Source organism: Proteus genomosp. 6 (assembly GCF_040139785.1).
Lineage (GTDB): Bacteria > Pseudomonadota > Gammaproteobacteria > Enterobacterales > Enterobacteriaceae > Proteus.
In genome coordinates this window covers 76,574-94,442 of record NZ_JBEEVJ010000012.1, presented here as the reverse complement: position 1 = coordinate 94,442, position 17,869 = coordinate 76,574, and the positions used below count along the sequence as shown (strand labels likewise).

The following is a 17,869-nucleotide window of genomic DNA, read 5'->3' as shown; positions in this document are numbered from 1 at the left end:
AAGTGGTTTCACTCCTTCATTACGCCTTTTTTATTCTTTAGATTTAATCTTTACGGCAAGGTACTTTTTCATTCATAGAACAATAAGGTTCTTGTTCTAAAATCAGCCTACCATCAGAATCTAATGCGATAATTTCACCAGGTTTAAACGTGGTACGTACTTTGCCCGGTGTTCCATCGATAGTATAAAGCACATCATAACCAACAATTCTACGCTCTTGACGATAAATCGGGATGCACTCTTTAAATTGAGGATAAGGGAAATTAGCAATATTGCTGTTATTGAGTGCTTCAATCATATAAAACACTCGACATTCTTGCTCTGCGGGATGAAATCGTGACAATTTTTCTGGTGTAAAAGGTGTAGGTAAGCCAATTCGATGACAATACTCTTCTGTTACAAAAACAGTCGATTTAATAGGTGTAGCCGAAACGACATGAGCGTATTGAGGCTGGGGAAATACCCACCTCCATGCAATAAATGAAAGAATAGCTAATACAATGATTAGTCCTATTAGTGTGTACTTTCTGACATTAACACCCACTTTTACCCCTTTTTATTTGTTTTATCCTTAATTGCCACAGATACGTAATAAAAGCCACGGTTTCACTCTAACTGGCTAATATATTTACTATTCAATAAATGAATTCTCTAATCTGATAGCTTAATTCAACATCCATGCTGATTAACATAATAAGTAAACCACGTATTTATGACATGTTAAATACACCACTTATTTCTGTTTTAATTACTTAATTAAATACTAACTACATTCTTAGGACTTACACATTATATTAAGATAGATCTTAATTTATTAAGCTGAAAAAATAAAAATCGTCATGCTACTTATGATACATCATTATGATAACACTAAGTTAACAAATGTCGCCTAAAAATAGGCGATATTCCATATTTAACGCATATTATAAAATTTACTTTTAAGATTTGTAAAATTATTTTACCCATTTAAATACGAGTAAAAATAACAAGTTAAGCTTATTTCTAATAATTTTCACTTATTATCTTTCTAATACAAATCTACGAAACACCATAACATTTTATTTGATGAATTAATGAATTAAACATCATTTTTTATTTAAGAAAAGTCTTAAATAATTTAGCGTAATAAATAAAATAAATGTTATCTTTAATATTACAAGTTTAACCTTAATAATAAAATTATATTTATCATTACTCTATTGAGCTTTAGCGTTACCGGTTATTTCTGATATAGGCAGACAAATCATCTAGTGCTTTATGCTATGTTTATTTATTTTATTTGGATATTCTCATTTAATTATTTAATTTAAAATAAAAAATAGATAAAAAACCCTCATAAAATATGAGGGTTTAAAAAAGTAACTTTTGTCTTATCTGTAAAGCAAAAGATAAATTAATGAAGTTTTAGTTTAGGTCTAATTACTCGGTTGATTGATCCGACTAACATCATAAGTCCAGTTTTGATATAACCATGCAACGCTATTTGATGCATTCGATATAAAGAGATATAAACAATCCGCGCTATGCGCCCTTCGATCATCATGTCCCCCTTCATCAAATTCCCCATCAAACTCCCCACGGTACTAAATTTAGAGAGTGAAACTAATGAGCCGTGATCGGTAAACACATAATCTTTTAGCGGTTTATCTTTTAACATTGCTAAAATATTGCTGTAACAACGACTTGCCATTTGATGTGCGGATTGTGCTCTTGGTGGAACAAAACCGCCTTCTTTTCTTGGACAAGAAGAACAGTCACCAATTGCAAAGATAGACTCATCTAAGGTTGTTTGTAAGGTAGGTTTAACGACCAACTGATTAATACGGTTAGTTTCTAGGCCAGCAATCTCTTTCATAAAATCAGGCGCTTTAATACCTGCTGCCCACACCATTAAGTCAGCATCAATATGCTCACCATCTTTGGTGTTTAATCCACCTTCATCTGCGCTTGTGACCATGGTTTTGGTCATCACTCGCACACCTAATTTGGTTAATTCCTGATGTGCAGCACTAGAAATACGCACTGGTAATGCAGGTAAGATACGCTCTCCAGCTTCAACCAAAGTAATATTTAATGCTGAAGGTGCTAATTTTTTTAATCCATAACTATTAAGCTGACGTACTGCATTATGCAATTCAGCTGAAAGTTCAACACCCGTTGCACCACCACCTACAATCGCAATATTTACCTTACGATTTTCTTCTTGTGCATTGGTATCTGCTGAGTATTTTAAAAATAAATTTAACATTTCGTTATGGAAACGATGTGCTTGTTGAGGACTGTCCAAGAAAATACAGTTCTCTTTAATACCTGGTGTGCCAAAATCGTTTGATTTACTGCCTAACGCCATCACTAAAATATCGTAGTCTAATGTACGTTCAGGTACGAGCAATTCTTGCTCTTCATTATAAATAGCAGCCAATGTGATATTTTTTTGCTCACGATCAAGCCCTGTTAATGAGCCTAATTGGAAATTAAAATGATGGTTATAGCCGTGTGCTAGATAACTTAAAGCATCAACACCATCATCTAAAGAGCCCGTTGCTACTTCATGTAAAAGGGGTTTCCATAGATGACTGTTATTGCGATCCACTAAGGTGATCTCTGCTTTTTTGCTGCGTCCTAATTTATTGCCTAATTTGGTCGCCAGTTCTAAACCACCAGCGCCGCCACCGACAATAACAATTTTTTTTAATGACATTTAACGTCACTCCATAAAGATATTTACTGTTGTTATTTAAATAGCCTTAGTGAAATCTACTTAAATAATGACAGTTAAATCGTTTCTGCTGTTATTTTTGTTCTTAAGCAAGTTAATTGGAAAGATGGTCATACCAAAGTTGATTTATATCAAAAATATTTGAATATTCATATCTATTTTTTGAAGAAAATAGTTGTTTTTGCCTTTTAGTGACAAATAAATCACCATTTAAAACATAGGGATATTGGTTTTATCAATTAATACAATGAACTAGAAAAATAAGCATAAAAGGATTGTTAAAATCAGTCGTGATCATTGAGGTGATAAAAATAAGGGGTCGGAAAAATGTTGAAAAGAGATAGATAGAGAGGACGGTATGAACGTTTTAACTACGTTAGATAAAAAAATGGATGGAACAAACACCATCCATTTTAAACATATGACTTTAGTCTTACTCTTTACGATTAAACGCTTTAATTTTAAATAGATGCTCAGAGAGGCTCTTAAATTTATGCGTTTGCACTTCATCCCAAATTACGGAGTAATAAGGTGATAATTCATCAGCAGAACGCTGATTATCTAAAACCTCATCATTACGAGATAAAATCACTAAAGCGTTATCTTTGTTTTTAGAACGAAAATCTTTAATGCATTTCGTTGAGATATCTAAATATTCTTCAGGTCTGTCGATTTTGTCTGTCATGTTTTCGTAAGGAAAAAGATTAGGATTAATCATTACCTGACGAATATTACATAAGAAACCAATACGCTCTGCCCAATATCCACCTAATCCTACGCCGCAAATTAATACTGGCTCTTTCGTGGATTTAATCACTTTATCCGTTTCTTTCAGTAAGTGTTGCATGTCATGACGAGGATGCAACGTACTGTAGCTTAAAAAGCGGACATCAGGATCAATAAACTGTAGCTGTAAAACTTTCTCATGATTTCCAGGACTTGTGGAATCAAAACCATGTAAATATATAATCATGCTCGCTCCTGCCATTGCTCCTGTAATTGGGTCAGCAACTGATTCGCTTTTTTCCAACGATCAGAGGTTTGTAGCTCACTCAATGTGTAACGACCTCGGTGATGGTACAATGTGGAAATGCGTTCTGCTTTGACAGAGGACAGGTTATCTAACACACTCACCGCCCCTTTTCGGTTATTACACACTAAAAGCATATCACAACCAGCATCTAGCGAACGTTGTGCTCTTTCTGCGTAACTTCCCATAATAGCAGCACCTTCCATCGATAAATCATCAGAGAAAATAACGCCTTGGAAGCCTAATTGTTCACGTAAAATGGATTTCAGCCAGTACGATGAGCCACTTGCAGGACGCTCATCAACCTGAGAATAAATGACATGAGCTGGCATAATGGCATCTAATAACTGGCGTTGAATAAAATCTTTAAAAATGGACATATCATGTTGGCGAATATCATCTAAAGAGCGATCATCACGAGGCGTTTCTTTATGAGAATCAGCCCTTACAGCACCATGACCAGGGAAGTGTTTGCCTGTTGATTTCATGCCCGCAGAGCGCATACCTTTGATAAAGCTCTCAGCCATTGTCATGGCAATTTCAGGGGAATCATGGAAAGAACGCTCGCCAATGGCAATACAGTTATGACCTAGGTCGAGCACAGGTGCAAAACTGATATCAATATCCAAAGCAATCATTTCTGATGCCATTAACCATCCCGCTTCTTGTGCTAAATGACTCGCTTGATAACCTTCATTTAGTGCCGCATAAGATTGAGCCGCAGGCAATCGTGTAAAACCATCACGGAAGCGCTGTACACGTCCCCCTTCTTGGTCTACTGCAATCACAAGGCGCTCATGAGATGCATCACGAATTTGGCGAACTAATTCATTTAATTGTTCAGCATCGTGGAAGTTGCGGGTAAAAAGGATTAATCCACCGACAAGAGGATGCTTTAAAATTTCACGCTCTTCACTATCGAGTTCATATCCTTCAACATCAAGCATTACCGGACCCATAACATTCCTCTCTTTGTAATTGTGACAAGATAATGTCTTTAATTCGTCAGACTGAAATAGCGACGTAAAGGTTCAGACATTATTAAAAATGATCCATCTTTTGTTTGTTGCCAACGGACTTCATACCACATTAGCATCATATAAAAAATGAATGGCTCTCTTGAAAAAATACGCTTTCTCAATTCCTTCACAGAATAAACATCCGTCTCTTTGGATTGAGCATAATGACCATGATACGAATAATAATAATCCAAAAACGTATTTTGTTGCGCTTCATTGAGTTGGTTTGTTGCAAAGAACGTCATCAATGAATCCGCTGTATCAATATCGGCTGCATATTCCCAATCAATAAATTTTATACTGGAATCACTAAGAAGAATATTCTCAACATGCAAATCCATGTGAGCAGGCGCGTATTTTATGAGATTGCATCGCGGTTGGCGTAAAAAATGTTGTTGTAAGCGTAACCATTTAGCAGATAAACGTTTTCTATCAATACTCTGCCAATAAATTAATAATTCATGATTTAGGTTAAGAGGAAAACCTAACGGTGTGTGTTGATGAAGTATGGCTATTTTTTCAGCCAACGGCTTTAAATAAGTACTAAAAAGTGATTGGTGAGTAAGATGTTCGCCCTGTAACCAATAAAGAAAAAACCACTCTTTATAACGTGTGGCAACTTTAGGTGATAAATTAGATCCTGATAGCTGTTTTAAAATGGCGTATTCTTTTCTTCCATGTACATAAAGTGCTTTTTTTTCATCGCCATAATAGCGAGCAACCCAGTCAATATCTGCACATTGCACGCGAAAAGCACCACCGCCAGCGCCTTCTAATGCTGTGATTTTCCATTTGCTTAATGCCGTTGCAGGGAAAAGCGCTTGCAAGGCATTAAGCAAACTTGAGTAATGCAGATCACTCAACCTTATGGCGCCCGTTCCAAAGAATTTCACCAGAAGAAACCGACATTAACTGCATACTGATCACACGGTTATCTTTTTTACCATCAACGGTTGAGAATAAAATATAATCAGCTTTCAAATAGCGGGCCAAGCCAATCGCTGCACTACGAAGACCTAGGCTATCTTCACCAGATAAACCAAGGGCTTTTCGTGCTGACATCATTTGCGTGTAAGGCACGGTTTGTAACGCACTAATACTATTAACTGATTCGATAATCGTATTGGTTGCATTTACCGCTTGGATGTTTCCACCCGAATTATTTTTAACATTATCAACAACGATAAGCTTACCTGCCTCTAAATCACCAGTAACCGCCATTTCTCTAATTAAAGGAGTGACAGCAGCATTCCAATTAATACTCGTGATTTTAGGTGGCGTTGGCACAACTTCAATTGGTGGCTCTATCGGTTTAGGTGGCTCTACTGGCTCTGTAGGTGTCACAGGCTCCACAGGTACAGGCGGTTGTTGTGGCAACATAGATGGACAACCCGCTAATAAAAATACAGACATCGCCACAAATAGAACTCTTTTCATGCTCGTGTTACCTTATCCTAAGTAAAGAGATAAACTCTGACATAACTAATGGTTTTATCTGGTATATCACCACTAATTTCGGCATCACCATCACCAAGAATAGTCACATCATTTACATTCCCAGCAGGAGAAACTTCAAGTCCTTGTTCGTTATACCAATAAAAACGATAGCGAATAGAAACAGGGTAAGATTGTGTATTTGATAACATGACTGTCGCTTTTGTGCCATTAGCATGGTGTTCAATGGTTGGCTGACCAGCAACAACGCCTACAACTAATACCGAAGGCTCCATAATAATAGCCTGCTGACGATTGAAATAGAGTTTATTATCTGAATGAGATGATAAACATCCTGAAAGCAATGTCGTCATAAATACAGCGATAAGTAATGAACAAATGGCCTTACCTTGTCTTATCATGTATTACTTCCTGTTATCCTGCTGTTAGCATCACATCCATTACTGGCTTAATAATGGCCCTAATGGTTTTCCGCCAAGCAAATGCATATGAATATGGAAAACTTCTTGTCCACCATGTTTATTACAGTTCATCACTAAGCGGTAACCGTCTTCAGCAATGCCTTCTTGTTGTGCAATTTTTGCCGCAACTACAAAAAGGTGTCCTAATACTTGCTCATCTTCCGCAGTAACATCATTTACAGTAGGAATAAGTTTATTAGGAATAATTAAAATATGAGTGGGTGCTTGAGGTGAAATATCACGAAATGCAGTCACAGTATCATCTTGAAAAACGATATTGGCTGGGATTTCACCACGAATAATTTTACTGAAAATTGTTTCTTCTGCCATTTCCATCACCTTATTATTTATTTTAATTCCTGATTAATTCTATTAAGCAGGTAAGTTTTGAATATGAAAGAGCTTAGCAAAATTGCGTGTTGTTTGTTGCGCTAACTCTTCAACACTGACGCCTTTTAAGACAGCCATATATTCTGCAACATCACGGACATAAGCTGGTTGGTTTTCTTTTCCGCGATGAGGAACTGGCGCTAAATAAGGGGAGTCTGTTTCAACTAAAATTCTATCAAGAGGAACAATGCGAGCAGCTTCTCTAATTTGTTCAGCATTTCTAAATGTTACGATGCCAGAAAAAGAAATATACATTCCAAGATCAAGTAATGCTGTTGCAGTTTCTTTATCTTCAGTAAAGCAATGCAGAACACCGCCACAATCTTGAACTTTCTCTTCTTTTAAAATGGATAAAGTATCTTCTCGAGCACTGCGTGTATGCACAATAACGGGTTTATTAACTTGGCGTCCAATACGAATATGCTCACGGAAAATTTCACGCTGTAAAGCCGCATTTTCTTGTTGGTAATAGTAATCTAGCCCTGTTTCACCTAAAGCCACAACATCAGGGGCAGCGGCTAAACGTGCTAATTCTTCAATATCATGACCTTCATCTAAATTTAAAGGATGGATCCCACAAGAAAAGGCGATATTGTCACGTTTACCGATTAGCTCACGCATACTCTTAAAGCCCGGTAATGTGGTTGCCACTGCTAACATATATTGAACATCACGCTGCTGTGCTTTTTCGACAACATCATCAATATTTTCATGTAATTTTTCATAATCTAAGCAGTCGAGATGGCAGTGTGAATCAACTAAAAACATAACTTACTCTCATTTATCTGGTACGACTTATATACTCGTCATCCTTCAAGTTGCAGGGGTGTTGGCTACGCTCAGCTACCCGAATCACACACATGAGTATGCTCATCGGGATATCTTTGCTTGCCCCCTACCTACAACTCGAATGATTTAGAATATAGGTGTTTTTTATTACAGCTAAATCATAATTAATATATAGCTAATTAATTTTTTGTGGCTAGCTGATTTTCCCAATCTAGCAGTTGCTCTGCCAGTAATAATTCTTTATTTAAGGCTGGAATAGTCATTAACTGATAGCGACACTGTTTCCATCCATCAATAGTGGATAATAAAATATCCGAAGGCCATTGTGATAACGCCATAATCAATGCTTGCTGGTCTTGATTCACACAATACACTTGTGCATTGGTTTGGTATTTTAATGCATCAAGCAGTAGTGATAATAACCAATACAAACGGCGTTCTGCATTATCTTGATTTAATTGTGGTAAAAATGCATATAAATCACGTTGTTGGATGCTTGCATATAAAGCTTGGCAAAAAACCTCTCTTTCTTTCCACTCATCTTTCAATAATGAAAGCGCTAAAACGGGGGCATTCTGAGATAAATTTAATGCTGTCACACTATTTGCATAAGGTATGTTTGGTAATTGTTGCTGTAACCAGTGCGTTGCGTGTTGGAGATCTGGCGTTGCCAAATGGTAATAAAAACAACGGCTACGCAATGTCGCTAATAAAACCTCTGGTTGCTGACAATTCAGTAAAAAATAGGTGTTTTTAGGCGGCTCTTCTAACGTTTTAAGCAATGCATTGGCTGCCGCTTCAGTTAATGCTTCAACGTCTTTTATCCAAACAACCCTAAAACCACTTTGCTGAGCATGATGCTCCAGCTTTTCAGTCACTTTTCTTACTGCTTCAATACCAATCGAGGACTTACCCTTTTCACTCTGCAAAACATGCCAATCAGGATGTGTTTCAGCAAGCATCAATCGACAGCTATGGCATTCATTACAACTTTTTAATCCCTGTTTATTCTGGCACATTAACCAACGACTTAACCCATAAGAGAGTGCTTCTCCTCCCATGCCTTCTATCGCATGTAAAAGCAAAGCATGATGACCTCGCCCTTCTTGATACATGCTAATAAGTTGTCGATATGCCTGATTTAGCCAAGGATACCAATTCATAGTGATTTATTTTCCTGCTGAACTAGCCACGTTGTTAATGTTTGACGGATATCTGCTTGTACTTTTTCAATAGCTTGAGATGCATCTATTGTGATAATAGAGTCATCACCTTTGGCTAAGGCCTGATAACGTTCACGAGTACGATAAAAGAAATCCATTGATTCTTTTTCAATTCTGTCTAATTCGCCTCTAGCTCGCGCTCTGGCAAGACCAATAGCCGGATCTAAATCAAGATATAAGGTTAAATCAGGGCGAAAATCACCAAGAACCGTATTACGAAGTGACAACATAAGATCTTTATCTAAGCCGCGTCCACCACCTTGATAAGCTTGTGAAGAGAGATCGTGTCTATCCCCAATCACCCATTTACCTTCTGCAAGCGCAGGCTTTATCACGTTCTCAACAAGCTGAACACGCGCTGCATATAGCATTAAAAGCTCTGCTTTATCTGTCACTTTTTCGCCATCAATACCTTGCTTGATGAGTTCACGTAGTTTTTCAGCAAGCGGTGTGCCACCCGGTTCACGGGTAAAAGCCAGATTGGTGATACTTTGTTCTTTTAATGTATCAATAACCGTTTGAATTGCGCTGGTTTTTCCAGCGCCTTCTAATCCTTCAATTACAATAAATTTGCTGTTGTTCATAATTATCTTTGTTGTAAGCGTCGGTATTGCGCGACGGCCTTATTGTGTTCATTGAGTGTGGTTGAAAATTTATGACCACCCGTTCCATCCGCAACAAAATAGAGATAACGTGTATCCGCTGGATGTGCAGCAGCTCTAATTGAAGCAACACCAGGCATTGCTATTGGTGTTGGTGGTAAGCCATCAATTTGATACGTGTTATAAGGTGTATAGCCATTTAAATCACTACGGTAAATCGTGCCTCTATATTTATCACCTAAACCATAGATGACTGTTGGATCAGTCTGTAATCGCATATTAGTTTTTAATCGATTGACAAAAACAGACGCAACCTTTGTTCTTTCAGCATCAATACCCGTCTCTTTTTCAATAATTGATGCCATGATAAGCATTTCATAAGCCGATTTATACGGTAAGTCACTATCGCGTTTAATCCACTCTTCTTCTAATGTTTTTTCCATTTGTTGGTAGGCACGCTTTAAAATTGCGACATCGGTCGTACCCGCAGTGTAATGGTATGTATCTGGCGCGAACCAACCTTCTAGATTAGTAATTTCAGGTTTTATTCCTATTTCTTGGCGTAATTTATCAGCGTCCAGAGTATGTGCAACAGTTGTTAGTTGAGGCGCTTGCTCAAAAATAGATTGCCAATCTTTTAAACGGCTTCCTTCAATAAAACGGATTGTAAACTGTGCCTCTTTACCACTTTTGATAAGCAGTAAAACATCACGTAACGTCATACCCTTTGTTAAGCGATAAGTCCCCGCTTTAAATTGGCTTAGCTCTGGCTTTGCTTTTAGCAAAATTTGGAAATAATCTCCTTCATTAAGCAGATTATTTTTTATTAGCAGTTGCTCCATGGCAACACGCCCCGTTCCTGCTGGAACAGTAAGTAACATTTCATCTTGTTTTACAATAATATTTTCTTCTAAGCCTCGAATATGCTGCATCACATACAACGCCATTGCACCAAGGCTAATTAATAAGGCAAAAAAAACTATCCATACTATTTTTTTTATCTTCATTTATAACTCATTAAATTCTATTTAAGTGACAAACTGTGTTGTAAAACAACATGATAATAATCCCTACTAGGATATTGATAGCACTTATCATCTGAAAAAGTGATTTGTGAAACGGGGATCACTGGCATCAACGCATTTGTTAACCATATTTCATCAGCTTGATAAAGTGTTTCAGGTTTTTCTCTCACAATATCAATTTCCCAATGATTTTTTTGAGCTAATTGAAAAATGGATTGACGCATAATGCCATTTACCCCTGAATTAGTCAGATTTGGTGTAAAAAGCCTATTTCCTTTGCGCCAAAAAAGATTTGCTGCATTAGCTTCAACTAAATATCCTTCATGATCACACACTAAAACATCATCAAATTCTGTTTTTTCTAAATGATATTTGATAAGGACTTGTTCTAAGCGATTGAGATGTTTTATCCCTGCCAACAAAGGATTTTGCCCTAAGGTAACAGGACTTATACCAAGCGATACACCTTCACTTTGCTGGTGGAGATAATGGGTAGGATAAGATGATAGTGATATTATTACTGTCGGCGTTATAAATCCATTGGAGGAATATCCTCGTCCACCATAGCCACGACTAATGATAACCTTAATAACACCTTTCGTTTGAGTGTCTGAGGCAATATCTATAATGTGCCTTTCTAAGTCAGACCAATTTGGATGTGGTAGAAAAAGCGCATCACAACCTTGTTTTAAGCGATTGATGTGGGCAGGTAACAAAATAGGATTGCCATACTCAACGGCAAGCGTAGTAAAACAACCATCACCAAACTGTATTGCGCGGTCGCTTGCATCGACATTTTGTTGCTGTTGTCCATTTACCCAATACATCTAACACACCCTACATCTATGTTATTGATATCAATCTGTACATGATAAAACAACTGGCAGTAAAAGGACAAAATAAAAGACCCAGAATAATCCTGGGCCTTTAGGTATTTTTCAGTTTTCTACAAAAACGGGTTATACGCGCTTAAAGAGAATTGAACCGTTGGTACCACCAAAGCCGAATGAGTTACACAGAGCATATTCCATGTTCTCAACTTTACGTGCTTTATGTGGAACGAAATCAAGATGGCAGTTTTCGTCTTGATTATCTAGGTTTATTGTTGGAGGTACAATTTGGTCACGTAACGAAAGGATTGTAAAGATAGACTCAATTGCACCCGCGGCACCTAATAAGTGACCTGTCATAGATTTTGTTGAGCTAACTAATACATCAGTGCCTTTGCCAAATACGTTTTCCACTGCTTGTGCTTCAGCAACATCGCCTGCATTTGTTGATGTACCGTGTGCGTTGATATAACCCACTTCTGATGAGGCAATACCCGCATCTTTCAGTGCATTTGTCATAGCCAGCGCACCGCCTTCGCCATTTTCTGCCGGTGAAGTCATGTGATAAGCATCACTGCTCATACCAAAACCAACCACTTCAGCATAAATTTTAGCGCCACGGTTTTTAGCGTGTTCGTACTCTTCAAGAACAAGAACACCCGCACCATCACCTAATACAAAACCATCACGATCTTTATCCCATGGGCGACTAGCCGCTTGAGGATTATCGTTACGTGTTGATAATGCACGAACAGCACCAAAGCCACCCAAACCTAATGGTGTGGTTGCTTTTTCGGCACCACCTGCCAGCATTGCATCTGCATCACCATAAGCGATAATACGAGCAGCATGTCCAATATTATGAACACCTGAAGTACACGCTGTTGCAATAGAGATTGTAGGGCCACGAAGACCATACATAATGCTTAAATGCCCTGCAACCATGTTAATGATGGTTGAAGGTACAAAGAATGGGCTAATTTTACGAGGACCACCATTCATCATAGATGTATGGTTTTCTTCGATAAGGCCTAAGCCACCAATACCAGAACCAATAGCAGCTCCGATACGACTTGCATTGGCTTCTGTTACTTCAAGACCTGAATCCGCAATGGCCTGCACACCTGCTGCAATACCATATTGAATGAAAAGATCCATCTTACGCGCGTCTTTACGCGAAAGATTATAATCTTCGTGATTGAAATCTTTTACCAATCCAGCGAATTTAGTCGCATGATGACTGGTGTCAAAATCTTCGATAAGGCCGATACCACTCTGTCCGGCACACACTGCTTCCCAAGAAGCTTCTGCGTTATTACCGACAGGAGATAACATGCCTAGTCCGGTCACAACTACACGACGCTTAGACACGCTTATCCTCCAAGGAGGGAAAAAGTTTAGGATTAAAAATATAGGCGGTCGAATGACCGCCTAGATTAGCAAGCTTATTTACCTGCGTTTTCAACGTAATCAATAGCAGCTTGAACTGTAGTAATTTTTTCTGCTTCTTCGTCTGGGATTTCGATATCGAATTCTTCTTCCAGAGCCATTACCAGCTCAACTGTGTCAAGAGAATCAGCGCCTAAGTCATCAACAAATGAAGCTGAATTTACAACTTCTTCCTCTTTAACACCCAGTTGTTCAACAATGATTTTCTTAACGCGTTCGTCGATAGTGCTCATACTATTAAATTTCCTATCAAAACTCGCTTGCGCGATGATTTTCTTAGTTTATAAATACAGGAAAAGATCTAACCAATCCCGACTGTGTGGACTACTTTATTTGCTATATTTTGCATTATATTGTACGCAAAAAGCAAATATAAAGACGTCCCCATAATTAGATCATGTACATGCCACCATTGACATGCAATGTTTCACCCGTGATATAGCTTGCTTCATCAGAAGCTAAGAAAGCTACAGCACTGGCAATCTCTTTGGCATCACCTAAACGGTTAGCAGGGACTTGAGATAAAATACCTGCTCTTTGGTCGTCTGTTAATGCTCTAGTCATATCAGTTTCGATAAAACCTGGAGCAACAACATTCACCGTAATGCCACGGGAAGCAACTTCGCGTGCTAATGATTTACTAAAACCAATCACACCCGCTTTCGCCGCCGCGTAGTTTGCCTGTCCTGCGTTACCCATGGTTCCAACAACAGAACCAATCGTAATTATACGACCATAACGTTTTTTCATCATAGCACGCATAACTGCTTTAGACAGACGGAAGACTGATGAAAGATTAGTGTCAATGATATCTTGCCACTCATCATCTTTCATGCGCATCAACAGGTTATCACGAGTAATACCTGCATTATTGACCAAAATATCAATTTCGCCAAATTCAGCGCGCACATCGGCTAAAAATTTTTCGATAGAGTCGTTTTCTGTGACATTTAACACAAAACCCTTACCCTTACCGTTTAAATATTCGCTGATAGCTTTCGCACCGTTTTCACTCGTTGCTGTACCAATTACTGTCGCACCGCGTGCAACTAAATCTTCTGCAATCGCACGGCCAATACCACGGCTTGCACCAGTAACTAGCGCTATTTTTCCGTCAAATCCCATGAGATCCCTCAGTCATTTCCTAATGCAACATCTAATGATGCAATATCATTAACTGCTGCAGCGTTCATTTCTTTAGAAATACGTTTTGTTAAGCCAGTTAATACTTTTCCTGGCCCGATTTCTAATAATTGTGTGATACCTTTTTCAGCAATAAGTTCAACCGTTTCAGTCCAGCGAACTGGATTATAAAGCTGGCGAACTAATGCATCACGGATTGCATTTGCATCAGTTTGTGCTATCACATCAACGTTATTAACGACCTGAATTTCAGGTTGTTTAAATTCGATTTCTTGTAATGCAACCGCTAGCTTATCAGCAGCCGGTTTCATTAAAGCACAGTGAGAAGGCACGCTTACTGCTAGTGGTAAAGCACGTTTAGCACCCGCTTCTTTACATAACACACCAGCACGTTCTACGGCTTCTTTGTTACCCGCAATAACAACTTGACCCGGTGAGTTAAAGTTTACAGGTGAGACAACTTGTCCTTGCGCTGCTTCTTCACAGGCTTTTGCAATAGCGTCATTATCTAAGCCGATAATCGCATACATTGCCCCCGTACCCGCAGGTACGGCTTCTTGCATCAGTTGACCACGTAATTCTACTAATTTAATTGCCGCAGCGAAATCAATAACTCCCGCACACACTAAAGCAGAATACTCGCCAAGACTGTGACCTGCCATCATTTGTGGCATTTTGCCTTGTTTTTCTTGCCATACACGCCAGATAGCAACAGAAGCTGCTAATAATGCTGGCTGTGTTTTCCATGTTTTGTTTAGCTCTTCTTCTGGGCCATTCTGAACTAAGTCCCAAAGAGAGTAACCCAATACATCAGATGCTTGAGCAAATGTATCAGTCACGATTGGATATTGCTCTGCAAGTTCTGCAAGCATTCCAACAGATTGTGATCCCTGTCCGGGAAAAACCATTGCAAAATCAGTCATGTTTATTTTCCTGATAATATTAAAAACGGATAAGTGCAGAACCCCAAGTAAAACCGCCACCAAACGCTTCCAGTAAGATTAACTGACCACGTTGAATGCGATTATCTCTTACAGCTTCATCTAATGCTGTAGGGACTGATGCTGCTGACGTATTGCCGTGGCGATCTAATGTCACCACTACTTTATCCATTGTCATATCCAGCTTTTTCGCTGTCGCTGAAATAATTCTTAAATTTGCCTGATGAGGCACAAGCCAGTCCAGTTCAGATTTATCAATTTTGTTAGCTTCAAGTGTCTCATCCACAATGTGGGCAAGCTCACGAACTGCGACTTTAAAAACTTCATTTCCTGCCATAGTCACGTAAGCAGGTAAATCGTCATTTTCTCTACTCTGATAAGGTAGTGCTAATAGATCACCAAAACGGCCATCAGAATGTAAATGGGTAGAGATAATGCCTTCTTCTTCTGATGCGCCAACAACCACAGCACCTGCCGCATCACCAAATAGGATAATCGTGCCACGATCTTCTGGATCTAAAGCGTGAGATAATCTGTCAGCACCAATAACCAGTGCTTTTTTAACAGTGCCCGCTTTAATAAATTGATCCGCAATACTTAATGCATAAACAAAACCTGAACATGCAGCCGCAACATCAAAAGCAATACAATCACTAATACCTAATGCATTTTGAATTTGGCAAGCCGCACTTGGAAATGCATGAGAGCCAGATGTAGTTGCAACAATAATCAATCCAATGTCTTGCTTATCAATACCTGACATTTCTAATGCTTTTTCGCCAGCACCCGCACCCATCACGGCAACAGTTTCTTCTTCTGCTGCAATTCGACGTTCATGGATACCCGTTCTGGTAACAATCCACTCGTCAGATGTTTCAACCATTTTTTCTAAATCGGCATTAGTTCGCACTTGTACAGGCAAGTAACTACCAGTACCTAAGATTTTTGTATACATTCTATCAATCGCTCTTGGGTAATACTGTTGTCAGTCGTGAAGCAATTCGCTCTGGAATTTTTCGCTCAACGGCATGAACAGCCTGTTCTATTGCTGCTGTAAACGCGCTTTCATTTGCGCCACCATGGCTTTTAATGACGATACCGCGTAATCCTAACAGAGAAGCACCGTTATACTGGTCGGGGTTCATATGTCCAAAACGCTTAATTAGCCGCTTTTGTAACCACTTCTTCAATATTTTCATCCACCACGACGTTTTTTTATTTTCGGTAGTAGAAGATTTAATCAATGAAAGGAAAACTCTAATAACCCCTTCCATCGTTTTAAGGGAGACATTACCTGCGAAGCCGTCACACACCAATACATCAGTTTTGCCTGTCAGTAATTCATTACCTTCAACATAACCAATATAATTAATATTCGGTGTCGATTTTAATACCGTAGCAGCTTCGCGGATATTATCTAATCCTTTGCTCTCTTCTTCACCAATATTTAAAAGCGCCACTTTCGGTGAATCAATCTCTGCTATCTCTTCGGCCATAACTGCGCCCATTACCGCAAACTGCACCAGCATTTTGCTATCACAGTTAACGTTAGCGCCTAAATCAAGAACAACCGTCTTGCCTTTTTTCTGATTAGGTAATACCGAAACCAGTGCAGGACGTTCAATTCCATCAATCGCATTAAGTCGAAGTTTTGCTAATCCCATTAATACGCCAGTATTCCCTGCACTTACACAAGCCTGTGCTTCCCCTGTTTTCACGAGATCAAGTGCCACTCGCATTGATGTACCTTTACTTGCTCTAATAGCTTGTGAAGGTTTGGCATCATTGGCGACAATATGTTCTGCGGGTATAACTTGTAAACGGGAGGTTAGCTCAGCATTTTGATTTGCAAGCAGAGGAGATATAGAGTCTGGTTGACCTACCAGCAATATTTTTAAATGAGGATTAGATGCCAGCGCCCGCAAACAAGCAGGCACTGTGATGCGAGGACCGAAGTCCCCGCCCATCGCATCTAACGCTATGGTTAGATTTGTCAAGGTATCAACGAGCTATAAAGCTAATTACTTGTTGATAACCTTGCGGCCACGGTAGTAACCGTCAGCAGTTACATGGTGACGCAGGTGAGTTTCACCAGAAGTTTTGTCAACAGAAACTTGAGTTACTGTCAGCGCGTCATGAGAGCGACGCATACCGCGTTTAGAACGAGTTGGTTTGTTTTGTTGTACGGCCATTGACCTTACTCCTTAGTACTTTTCTTTAAACTGGCTAATACGGCAAATGGATTTGGCTTCTCTGATAATTCTTCAGGGAGTTCACCAAACACCATATCCGCGTCGGACACTTCACAGTGTTCAAAATCATGTACCGGAACCACCGGCAAGTTGAGGATTATTTCATCTTCAATCATTGCCAGCAAATCTATTTCACCAAATTCGTTTACATAAACTGGTTCATATTCTTCCGGTAATGTCTCGGCCCGTTCATCACTGACAACAGGGCTAAAACAATATGTTGCGTGAACATGATACGGAAAATGGCCACCACAACGTTGACATTCTAAAGTCACATCCACATCGGAATGTCCTTTAATCACGGCAAGACGTTGATGGTCAATATCAAATGATAAAGCCACGTCAATATTACTGTCCACACTGACCACCGATTCAGCTAAGCGGCTTACTTGCTCTGGAGAATAATGACCGTCATAGTCTAAATTCTTTTGAGCTGCTCGCAGCGCATCAATGGTCAGGGGTAATTTTACCTTTTGCATAAGGCGCGCATATTATCTTTGTAATGGAATATAGTCAAAGAAAAAGGCGGGTTATCTACACC

Annotated in this window: 21 protein-coding genes; all 21 read right to left on the bottom strand. The window is 39.0% G+C overall.

Translation table 11 applies throughout. From position 1 onward, the window contains the following. Nucleotides 1-43: 43 nt before the first annotated feature. Nucleotides 44-544, bottom strand: coding sequence for a flagellar biogenesis regulator UmoD (umoD, locus tag ABN212_RS14810; RefSeq protein ID WP_109372894.1), 501 nt, complete (start codon nucleotides 542-544; stop codon nucleotides 44-46). 849 nt (nucleotides 545-1,393) lie between these two features. Continuing rightward, nucleotides 1,394-2,701 (bottom strand): NAD(P)/FAD-dependent oxidoreductase, encoded by a 1,308-nt coding sequence (locus ABN212_RS14805; protein WP_109372893.1) that lies wholly within the window; start codon nucleotides 2,699-2,701, stop codon nucleotides 1,394-1,396. A gap of 451 nt (nucleotides 2,702-3,152) precedes the next feature. Further along, nucleotides 3,153-3,692, bottom strand: a complete 540-nt coding sequence (gene ycfP / locus ABN212_RS14800) for an alpha/beta hydrolase YcfP (RefSeq protein ID WP_109372892.1) — start codon at nucleotides 3,690-3,692, stop codon at nucleotides 3,153-3,155. After that, on the bottom strand, nucleotides 3,689-4,708 hold the full coding sequence (gene nagZ, locus ABN212_RS14795; protein WP_349443362.1) for a beta-N-acetylhexosaminidase: 1,020 nt from the start codon (nucleotides 4,706-4,708) through the stop codon (nucleotides 3,689-3,691). The genes ycfP and nagZ overlap by 4 nt, the downstream gene beginning before the upstream one ends. A 38-nt stretch (nucleotides 4,709-4,746) precedes the next feature. Next, nucleotides 4,747-5,631 (bottom strand): phosphotransferase, encoded by an 885-nt coding sequence (locus ABN212_RS14790; RefSeq protein ID WP_349443361.1) that lies wholly within the window; start codon nucleotides 5,629-5,631, stop codon nucleotides 4,747-4,749. Continuing rightward, entirely contained in the window at nucleotides 5,624-6,205 is a 582-nt protein-coding gene (locus tag ABN212_RS14785) for a penicillin-binding protein activator LpoB (protein WP_109372889.1), read from the bottom strand. The genes ABN212_RS14790 and ABN212_RS14785 overlap by 8 nt, the downstream gene beginning before the upstream one ends. 17 nt (nucleotides 6,206-6,222) lie before the next feature. Next, complete coding sequence (locus tag ABN212_RS14780) at nucleotides 6,223-6,624, bottom strand: YcfL family protein (protein ID WP_109372888.1); 402 nt, start codon at nucleotides 6,622-6,624, stop codon at nucleotides 6,223-6,225. 39 nt (nucleotides 6,625-6,663) lie between these two features. Next, nucleotides 6,664-7,014: a purine nucleoside phosphoramidase gene (gene hinT, locus ABN212_RS14775; RefSeq protein WP_036913377.1), complete on the bottom strand. Its 351-nt coding sequence runs from the start codon at nucleotides 7,012-7,014 to the stop codon at nucleotides 6,664-6,666. 42 nt (nucleotides 7,015-7,056) lie between these two features. Further along, on the bottom strand, nucleotides 7,057-7,842 hold the full coding sequence (locus ABN212_RS14770) for a metal-dependent hydrolase (protein ID WP_196533132.1): 786 nt from the start codon (nucleotides 7,840-7,842) through the stop codon (nucleotides 7,057-7,059). 200 nt (nucleotides 7,843-8,042) lie between these two features. After that, nucleotides 8,043-9,026 (bottom strand): DNA polymerase III subunit delta', encoded by a 984-nt coding sequence (gene holB, locus ABN212_RS14765; RefSeq protein WP_198629773.1) that lies wholly within the window; start codon nucleotides 9,024-9,026, stop codon nucleotides 8,043-8,045. Next, nucleotides 9,023-9,670 (bottom strand): dTMP kinase, encoded by a 648-nt coding sequence (tmk, locus tag ABN212_RS14760; RefSeq protein WP_349443360.1) that lies wholly within the window; start codon nucleotides 9,668-9,670, stop codon nucleotides 9,023-9,025. The genes holB and tmk overlap by 4 nt, the downstream gene beginning before the upstream one ends. Nucleotides 9,671-9,672: 2 nt before the next feature. Continuing rightward, nucleotides 9,673-10,695: an endolytic transglycosylase MltG gene (gene mltG / locus ABN212_RS14755; RefSeq protein WP_349443359.1), complete on the bottom strand. Its 1,023-nt coding sequence runs from the start codon at nucleotides 10,693-10,695 to the stop codon at nucleotides 9,673-9,675. 17 nt (nucleotides 10,696-10,712) lie between these two features. After that, nucleotides 10,713-11,540 carry an aminodeoxychorismate lyase gene (pabC, locus tag ABN212_RS14750; protein ID WP_349443358.1) on the bottom strand — a complete coding sequence of 276 codons (828 nt, stop codon included), beginning with the start codon at nucleotides 11,538-11,540 and terminating at the stop codon, nucleotides 10,713-10,715. Between the two features lie 132 nt (nucleotides 11,541-11,672). Then, nucleotides 11,673-12,914, bottom strand: coding sequence for a beta-ketoacyl-ACP synthase II (gene fabF / locus ABN212_RS14745; RefSeq protein WP_099076186.1), 1,242 nt, complete (start codon nucleotides 12,912-12,914; stop codon nucleotides 11,673-11,675). 74 nt (nucleotides 12,915-12,988) lie between these two features. After that, nucleotides 12,989-13,225 carry an acyl carrier protein gene (gene acpP / locus ABN212_RS14740; protein ID WP_004247087.1) on the bottom strand — a complete coding sequence of 79 codons (237 nt, stop codon included), beginning with the start codon at nucleotides 13,223-13,225 and terminating at the stop codon, nucleotides 12,989-12,991. A 157-nt stretch (nucleotides 13,226-13,382) separates the two neighbouring features. Next, the gene (gene fabG, locus ABN212_RS14735) at nucleotides 13,383-14,117 is read right to left on the bottom strand and encodes a 3-oxoacyl-ACP reductase FabG (RefSeq protein ID WP_196533127.1); all 735 of its coding nucleotides are present in this window, start codon (nucleotides 14,115-14,117) and stop codon (nucleotides 13,383-13,385) included. An 8-nt stretch (nucleotides 14,118-14,125) separates the two neighbouring features. Then, nucleotides 14,126-15,058 carry an ACP S-malonyltransferase gene (fabD, locus tag ABN212_RS14730; RefSeq protein WP_349443357.1) on the bottom strand — a complete coding sequence of 311 codons (933 nt, stop codon included), beginning with the start codon at nucleotides 15,056-15,058 and terminating at the stop codon, nucleotides 14,126-14,128. Nucleotides 15,059-15,077: 19 nt separating this feature from the next. Beyond that, nucleotides 15,078-16,031 carry a beta-ketoacyl-ACP synthase III gene (locus ABN212_RS14725; protein WP_198620648.1) on the bottom strand — a complete coding sequence of 318 codons (954 nt, stop codon included), beginning with the start codon at nucleotides 16,029-16,031 and terminating at the stop codon, nucleotides 15,078-15,080. Nucleotides 16,032-16,035: 4 nt separating this feature from the next. Then, nucleotides 16,036-17,073: a phosphate acyltransferase PlsX gene (plsX, locus tag ABN212_RS14720; RefSeq protein ID WP_349443356.1), complete on the bottom strand. Its 1,038-nt coding sequence runs from the start codon at nucleotides 17,071-17,073 to the stop codon at nucleotides 16,036-16,038. 24 nt (nucleotides 17,074-17,097) lie between these two features. Then, nucleotides 17,098-17,268 carry a 50S ribosomal protein L32 gene (gene rpmF, locus ABN212_RS14715; RefSeq protein ID WP_006537252.1) on the bottom strand — a complete coding sequence of 57 codons (171 nt, stop codon included), beginning with the start codon at nucleotides 17,266-17,268 and terminating at the stop codon, nucleotides 17,098-17,100. Between the two features lie 5 nt (nucleotides 17,269-17,273). Beyond that, nucleotides 17,274-17,807: a 23S rRNA accumulation protein YceD gene (yceD, locus tag ABN212_RS14710; RefSeq protein WP_023582576.1), complete on the bottom strand. Its 534-nt coding sequence runs from the start codon at nucleotides 17,805-17,807 to the stop codon at nucleotides 17,274-17,276. Nucleotides 17,808-17,869 lie beyond the last annotated feature (62 nt).